Genomic DNA, 565 nt, shown 5'->3' with positions numbered 1-565 from the left:
TCGACCTGAGTCGCGACTGGTCGAACTTCGAGTATTGGATCCAGCAAGCCGGTAGGACGCACGACTTGATCCGCAATTTCACCTCCCGATTTCTCTAGCTCATAATTACCCGGCGTCGCCGAGACGAAAATAGTTTGCGGAGCAAGAGATTCAAATTCTTCAAATTTTAGAGGACGGTTGTCCAACGCCGATGGTAAGCGGAAACCAAACTCAACCAGAGTTTCTTTACGTGAACGGTCACCTTTATACATCGCACCAATCTGCGGTACAGTCACGTGGGACTCATCGATGATAAGCAAACCATCATGAGGCAAGTAATCGAACAAGGTTGGAGGCGGCTCACCCTCAGAACGACCACTGAGATAACGTGAGTAGTTTTCGATACCAGAGCAGAAACCGAGCTCATTCATCATCTCGATATCAAACTGTGTACGCTGGCTAATGCGCTGCTCTTCTATTAGCTTGTTATTCTCTAGTAATTGTTTCTTGCGTACTTCGAGCTCAACTTTGATGCTTTCTATCGCTTCGAGAATACGGTCGCGGGGCGTCACGTAGTGCGTTTTCG

Annotated in this window: 1 pseudogene; it reads right to left on the bottom strand. The window is 48.0% G+C overall.

The annotated features are described in order from the left end of the window. A pseudogene (locus tag R8O11_RS30115) lies at window positions 1-565 on the bottom strand (excinuclease ABC subunit B); the annotation flags it as partial.

This window comes from Vibrio sp. 1288 (assembly GCF_033344475.1).
This window is presented reverse-complemented; position numbering and strand designations above follow the sequence as displayed.